Origin of the sequence: Salinivibrio socompensis S35 (assembly GCF_000513715.1) — a bacterium.
GTDB lineage: Bacteria > Pseudomonadota > Gammaproteobacteria > Enterobacterales > Vibrionaceae > Salinivibrio > Salinivibrio socompensis.
Genome location: NZ_AQOD01000100.1, coordinates 1 through 7,200, shown reverse-complemented (window position 1 = coordinate 7,200; position 7,200 = coordinate 1). Strand labels below are relative to the sequence as shown.

The following is a 7,200-nucleotide window of genomic DNA, read 5'->3' as shown; positions in this document are numbered from 1 at the left end:
TCTAGCTCAGCTTTTATTGCAGCTTCGGTTAGCTGTTTGATCAAAGGTGTTAAGACGCCATCTTTGCCAGTAACACCTTTGCCACTACGAAGCGCTTCTAGGGCAGCTTCCATATCGAGTTCTATTTTCTTGTCGGTCATGTATCATTCCTCTTTCGACCATTCTAACGAAATGACACAGAATTCTGAACACTACCTCATCAGCTCGCAGATTTGCTAGCGGCACCCTCCAGACAAGCCCTTACGTGTTTGCCCTTGCTGTTCGCTGGTAGTTATCACGTAATAGCAATATTAACCGCTAAGGATGCAGACCTTTCTAAAGAGGACTTTCACTTCATTAGTTCACTTTACTGCAAAAACCGTAACCAACGTTTTCATTGAGTCACCGGGAACAATAACAAAGTGCATTTTGCTACCAACATGCTGCCAGAACTCGGCCTCTTGTGCATATTTTTTTGCTTTTTGGATAGCGACGCTTTCTGGTAACTGAGCTTTAGTTAGCGCCGAGCATAGCAGCTTTGAACACAAAGCGTTCCAAGGATGCTTAGGTACACCTTCTGAAAGCCGTTCCACGAATCTTTCAAGCGCGTGACGAGTCACCACGACAGATCCAATGTTCGAAACGTTGATGACCTCATCAATATCTCTCACCGTGACATTATCCACGCTGTATTGCTCGAAGGGATATGATATCCAATCGTCACGCTTTTCTACCGAGATCTTTGCTTCCTGGTAACGGGTGAGCAAGAACCTAGTCAGGTTGTAAAGCGAATGCTGAGTTGAGCGTTGTTTCTGTAACTTTTTGATGGCTCCTTTACTGACCCGGATTTGAAGGCCATTGCCGCTTCGGTTAATGCCCATCACCTCTTTCACTGAAAGTAGGTGGTGAATTGCATAGAGCTCAGCGGCAATTGGCTTTTGCTGCTCAGGTAGCATGTCGTATTGCTCACCTAAATTGACCTTTAGCTCACCACCTCTTCGAAGGCCGGTCTTCCAGTAAACCGTAAACTCACCATCAATCTGCTTTGTTAAAAGGGTTAATACCATCATGTTTGTTCTCCTATTGGTTATCTATTTTTCATTCTCCATGTTTTTTCAAATATGCAAGGCGCAAAAAAAGGGGCCGAAGCCCCTTGGATCAAATATGAACTTTAGGAAAGCCCATGGCACCGTAAACATTCAGCACATCATTCCAATCCCAACTTTTCACGCCGAGTGACGTTGGTATCGGAGGGATCAGGACTTGTGTCAGAATGCCTTTTTGCCAGGCTTTTTTCTTGAGTTCATTCGCTGCATTCAGGCCGGTCTCAGAGAGATCGTGGTCTGCCCAGATGTACAGCATTTTCACATTACTTGGTGTTTCGAACCTAGCCAGTAGCGTTGCATTTACAACCGACCAACATGTTTGCCCCGTTGCTCTGGTAACCGCTAACGCTGTTTCGATGCCTTCAGACACACCTAATACCTCACCAGGTTCACCTATCGGAATGGCACCACCTGTGATTGTTCGGTCACTGGGTATGGGCATCATCTTTTTAGGCTTTTCAACCGGCGCTTTGAATCCATCTTCACTTAGGTAGATCCGATGAAACGTGGCCGAACGCCCTTGCTGAGTAACGATTTTACCTAGCAGCGCTGGGTAGCTATCGATAAACAGACCATCTTCATCATGGTAAGGCAAGTTTGGATGAAACCTCAGCACCGAATCCCATTCAGGACGAAGCCGCGTAACAATGCCACGACGATGCAAGTAGTTCCAAACTGGTTGCGCACGAGTATCTCCAAGAGATAGCGTTTCTCCCCAGGTTTGATTCAAGCGATGGATAATCACTTTGTCCTCGTCCTGCTTTCTAGCCTTCCAATCAACAGCGTTACTCGGTATTGGCCGAGTAGGCGCTTGTACTTGTCCGGGTTGAATACCTAGAACTTGACCGATTGCTTCAATAGACTGAGCAAAGTTCCATCCATTAATCCAAGACAACAGTTCAAAGCCATCATGAAAGATCCCGCAGGTATTACAAACGCCACCTCCGGTATATTCAGCATCTTTGAATAGCCTAAAGCCATCACGACCGCCATGAACAGGACAAGCCACATGTCGGCCTTTTCGAGCAATAGCGGCATCAAGTTCTGGCACCAATGCCGCCAAGACTTGAAGCCATTGGCCTTTGAGATATGGCCTTACTGTGTCAATTTGTAAAGGTAACGCCATATAACCTCCTTTAGTAAAATGCCGACTCCTACCACAGGTGGTAAAAGTCAGCTTAGGTCCTGCATTAGCCGTTTGGTTAATGCAGGAGCGTTAGTCAAGCCGGATACCATGTCGTCTTAATAGCCACATGATGGAATCACGAAGCACATCAGGATCGACAACCGCAGCCATCGCGCAAACACGAAAGCAAAATGGCGCTATTTCGTCATTTTGAATCCACGACAACACATCCTTGCGCAATCGAGTACTGACACGACCGTCCAGCAATACACGGATTGCATCCAATAGAATGCCTTCGCGTAACTGCCAGATTTCCGTGTCAGACCAAGTGACTGGGGCATCATCAAACTCAAATAGAAATTCGAGCTGTGCTGATGTGTGTTGAAGGGACTGCTTTTGTGATGAAGGAGAATGGGCAATGCGCCCATTCATTAAAGATAACCGCGTTCGGCAAGCGAAACGCAGCCCTCGGATGCGACCACGACATGGTCAAGCGTTCGAATATCAACAAGTGACAAGGCGTCACGGAGTCGATGAGTGATGCGTTTATCAGCTTCACTGGGCTCAGGATCACCCGATGGATGGTTATGAACCAGTATCACTGCTGCCGCATTAAGCTCTAGCGCACGCTTTGTTACTTCCCTTGGATACACACTCGCCGCATCTAAAGTGCCTTTGAACAGCTCTTCAAATCGAATAACGCGATGCTTTGTATCAAGAAACAGCACGCCAAAGACTTCGTGCTCATACTCGTGCATCAGTGTTTGCAGGTATGAGAACGCCGACGATGGCTGTTCAATTTTGCGACCTTTACTCAATCGACCACGGGCAAGCTTAAGCGCCATATCTAAGATATCCGCTTCGGTCACTTGCTCAGGAACGATGTAAGTACCGACTTCTTCGCCAGCTAAGAACTTTCTGTTTTTCATAGGAGTCTCCAAAAAAAAGCGGAGACGAACCCATGCCCTGACGGGGACGGAATCGTCCCCGCAGGGTGGTAAAGTTGATATGGTTACTGAACTAACAGTTGTTGTGTTACTTCGAATAACTCACGCTTCAGATCTTTGACGTCGTTAATCACGATGCTTTGAGGAAAGAATTTCTCAACACTGCGTGTTTGAATCCCGATCCCCAGCAGCTCAAAGCCACTTCGTCTGCAACGGTCAACAATGTCATGCGTAGCAGCCCAGTCATCTGGGTCACCATCGGTTAGCACTATCATTAGCTTTCGCTTCTGTTTTTGTGCCAACAAACTGTTTGCCGCAAACCACATAGCTTGTGCCATAGGCGTACAACCTCGTGGTTTTTGGTCAAAACAGGCGGCCCTATGTCGAACCGATTGCCTGGGCAATAACGCGATAGAAACTTCCTGATGAATACCCGGAAAATAACTGACCGCAGGAACAACACCCGGTATACCTTCCAGTGCCATGGCCAATGCCAAAGCAGCTTCATTGGCAACATGAAAGTACTTGCGATTACCTTCGCCAATGGGTTTACCCATTGAACCCGATATATCAACAAGCAAGTGCACAGCAGCATTGGGCGCAATGCGAGGCTGCCTTTGAATAAACAATCTCGACTCACCTGCTTGGGAAGCGGCAAGACGATGGGTTGCAACTCGAAGACCGTGCCGTTTGGCATGATTCCGATTGTCCTGACTGGACTGAACCATACCTCTAAGTCGGGCTCGAATTTGAGCCGACTCAGACGCCGATAAGGTCAAGATGGCCTCATCACCCAACATAGCTTGCTCTGCTTGGGGCAAACTGAGTGGAGTGACGCCCTGATGTCCTTCGGCTTGTTCCGACAACACTTCTGCCACTTGTGCGAAGGTATCGGGTTCAAACTGAGCGGCACTGGCCTCTATGGCTTGTCGCAAATTGTCAGCTTGATCAGCGTTATCTGAATCACCCGTTTCAGCAGCATCCCCCATTGCAGACGAGTCTGTTTCAGGGATTTGACTGTCACTACTGTTATTGCTGTCATTACTCGCATCTTGTCCAATGTCATTACCGCTATCAGCATCCGACTCATCCTGTGGTGGACGAGATTCTTCTTCCAACATGGCAACGATGGCATCGACAAGTTTCAGCACTTCACCTGTAGACCCTAAGCTAGGCACTGCTGTCAGCATGGCGCTTAACCGGCTCATCGCTGCGGCAGGAAAGAGTTGTCTCACTCTTTCATCGACTGCTTGATACAAAGGCGTCAGCGCTTTCTGGCCCAGAAAATGGCATCTCAAGCGGAACAATAACCATGCTTGCAAGTTAGATGCAGGCTCAAGCTGTTCAGGTACACACATTTGCTGTGTGTCCACCATGTACTCAATCACTTGCGAAATACTGCGTCGGGTTCCGGGGTAATCCTTTGCCAATTCGTTTTCAATGCGAACATCCTCAATAATATTGAGAAGTGCCTTACGGATGGGTTTGGACGACGCCTTCTGCACCATGTCAAAATTGGTATGCCGAATATGCGCCGCTTCATGAGCCAGGTAACCCCAAGCTATCTGTTGATAGTGTGGGTCGTCTGGATTTGCTGTTGGGATCACAATCCGCTCACCATCGGTAAACGCATCTTGTCCTTGAATAAGCACCTTCACACCAAACTTTTCGCCATAAGCGGCGGCAACGATTGGCAGTGCGTTTTTTAATGGATGATTCATGGGAGTCTCCTAATCATTAGGGGGAATACTCCCTCAGCGGGAGCGTTTCCCCGCTGGGAATGTGGGTGTTTAAACCTGTGCTTTTAGCTTATCCAGGTCGTATTTTTGACCTAACCAAACCACCAATTGAGCTGGACTTTCATGCTGCTCAAATGACGTTTTAAGCTGGTCTAAACTCAGGATGTCATCCAATGTGAGACCGTACTGGTCTTGTAACTGAGTAGACACATCGTGTTGATATTGCAGCCAGGCTCGCTCATGAGCGGTTTGCTGCAATGCCATGTTTGGAACAAATACCATGGCCGTTACCCAAGCTCCTTGTGCGTCCGCATCTACGATCAGCACAGGGTTCTCGGGGATCACGACACTATGTGTTGAGTACGACCGTTGTACTAACGTTCGACAACACGCCACTTCTGGTATCGATTCACTGTCAACAGCATCAGTCACACCACGAAAATGTGCTTCAAACTGGTTCAGTTGGCTGGGGTTATGGATGGTTGATTGCATAATTTCCTCTTACATAGTTCAGAGGACATGCGCCCTTCAGGGCAACATGCCCTCAAGGACGTTAAAAATAAAATGAGTTTGGTACAGTCGAACCAAGGTTTGGTCTGACGGTTGGTTGTGGTATTGCACGCAAGTTATCTGCCTGAGCAGATACTGGCTGTGCGGGTTTAGGTTCAGGTTTGGGCATCAGTTGCCTGATATCCAATTGACCTTCACCGTGCATTCTCATCTTGTCTGGATCAGACAAAATTAAAATGGTCGCCATCAGTTCGTGATAGAGATTGTCTGTCACAGGGCCGGTCTTCGGCAGACGAACAAATAAATTGTCCATCGCTTCAACCATCGGCTGAACTCGATGATCCAGGAATGACAAACCATCCAACTTGTCTCTTAACCGCTTGAGAGGGTTAAGGGCTCGCTGACTGATTTGATTCTTACCTGCAACGGAACGCTCAAACAGTTCGTTGGCATCACGAGCCACCTCCCTAAAGAGGGTGTGTCCCATGCCATTGACCTTGTCATCTAAGCCACCAGCTTGGTCAGCCGGTTGCATTCGATAGATGGCATAATCGAACTGAAGCCGTTGTTCCACGTCTTCGATGGGTGATAATGCACGCCGGATTGCATCTGCAAATTCCGGGTGTTTTGCAACCCAGTCAAAAGTCACCTGATCATAGTTGTCCAAGAACAACTGCTTACACTGCGCAAACTCCTGACCGATCCGGTCAAGCTCTGGAACAATCTGATCAATTCGGTCTTCAGGGACGGCATAGCCACTTAAAAACCGCACACCGACTTGCTCACACAAGCGCTGCGCTTCTTTCTTTAGCCTTTCAAAGTTCGCCAATGCCTCAGGGTCGCAAATTTTTTTACTCCCTAAGCTGGCAACATCCTTCGGTGGAAGTTGGCTGCCATTGGCTAGTCTGAAATCTTCAGGCCTTAGTTTTTTTCTACCGCTCCAGATGGAACAGTCGATGTGACAAATCAAAAGTTTGTCGAGGGTTTGAATACTCATAGTGCATCCTCATGCGAAATGGGGACGCACCACTCCCAACAGGAGCAATGGCCCCCACTTGGGTGGTAGTAGTTGACGCGCTAATGGCAACATCACTATCAGAAATAGTAATTTTGCGAATCAGGCGACGATTGGTTGAGATCGATTTTCGCAGGCATTAAGTCCAGTGCTTCAGCTATCGGGCGAACCCGCTCTAAATCACTGCCTAACAGCCTCAATACATCTTTTTCCAACTTCAGTTGGTCGGACACTTCTATCCCTTCAGGACTCGCCACTGTGAGCGAACACAGTGGTGGTAATTGACGCTTAAAGGCCAGTAACAGCAACAATGGCCACGGGCCATCATCAGTGTTAACAATGCCAGCGCCTTCACCTGACACCATGCTGATTTGATTGGTACTAGGTAATCCGCTTTTGCAAAAGCCTAATGACCATTCTCCAATCCTGACCTGGTTATCATCAATAACAGCCAAGCCATAGGCTTCAAGCAGCTTTGCCATATCGAACAACGCTTTTTGCGCCAGCGAGATTTGGCCATTGACGTCCTTGCGAGTACGAAACTCCCAACTGACGTTATTGGCGCACGCGACGCTATCTAGCGCATTTGAGAGTTCAAATGGCCGCCCTTGATGATCAATGCCGACTTGTCCAACCAATCGATAACCCTTGTTGATTTTCTCATTGATTCTTCGGTCTGCTTCTGCGTTAGGATGAGTCGAGTCAATCAATCGCTGCTGCGACAATTGACCGACTTTTCCAAACCGAACTTCAATCTCCTGATTATCTGCTCCAACAT

General features: G+C 47.8%; 8 protein-coding genes and 1 pseudogene. All 9 read right to left on the bottom strand.

What is annotated here, in order from left to right; genetic code table 11:
- A pseudogene (locus DZ54_RS27510) lies at positions 1-140 on the bottom strand (IS256 family transposase); the annotation flags it as partial.
- A 201-nt stretch (positions 141-341) separates the two neighbouring features.
- Positions 342-1,049 carry a hypothetical protein gene (locus DZ54_RS0111360; RefSeq protein WP_025674190.1) on the bottom strand — a complete coding sequence of 236 codons (708 nt, stop codon included), beginning with the start codon at positions 1,047-1,049 and terminating at the stop codon, positions 342-344.
- Between the two features lie 88 nt (positions 1,050-1,137).
- Positions 1,138-2,211, bottom strand: coding sequence for a DUF7146 domain-containing protein (locus tag DZ54_RS0111355; protein ID WP_025674189.1), 1,074 nt, complete (start codon positions 2,209-2,211; stop codon positions 1,138-1,140).
- A gap of 90 nt (positions 2,212-2,301) precedes the next feature.
- Positions 2,302-2,643 (bottom strand): hypothetical protein, encoded by a 342-nt coding sequence (locus DZ54_RS0111350; protein WP_025674187.1) that lies wholly within the window; start codon positions 2,641-2,643, stop codon positions 2,302-2,304.
- Complete coding sequence (gene radC, locus DZ54_RS0111345; RefSeq protein ID WP_200905311.1) at positions 2,643-3,056, bottom strand: RadC family protein; 414 nt, start codon at positions 3,054-3,056, stop codon at positions 2,643-2,645. The genes DZ54_RS0111350 and radC overlap by 1 nt, the downstream gene beginning before the upstream one ends.
- 167 nt (positions 3,057-3,223) lie before the next feature.
- A complete protein-coding gene (locus DZ54_RS0111340) occupies positions 3,224-4,879 on the bottom strand; it encodes a VWA domain-containing protein (protein WP_025674184.1) in 1,656 nt (551 codons plus the stop codon).
- 69 nt (positions 4,880-4,948) lie between these two features.
- On the bottom strand, positions 4,949-5,389 hold the full coding sequence (locus tag DZ54_RS0111335) for a hypothetical protein (RefSeq protein ID WP_025674182.1): 441 nt from the start codon (positions 5,387-5,389) through the stop codon (positions 4,949-4,951).
- Between the two features lie 61 nt (positions 5,390-5,450).
- Positions 5,451-6,404 carry a DUF3150 domain-containing protein gene (locus tag DZ54_RS0111330; protein WP_025674180.1) on the bottom strand — a complete coding sequence of 318 codons (954 nt, stop codon included), beginning with the start codon at positions 6,402-6,404 and terminating at the stop codon, positions 5,451-5,453.
- Positions 6,405-6,502: 98 nt separating this feature from the next.
- On the bottom strand, positions 6,503-7,200 hold a 698-nt coding region (locus tag DZ54_RS0111325; protein ID WP_025674178.1), incomplete at its 5' end, for a hypothetical protein.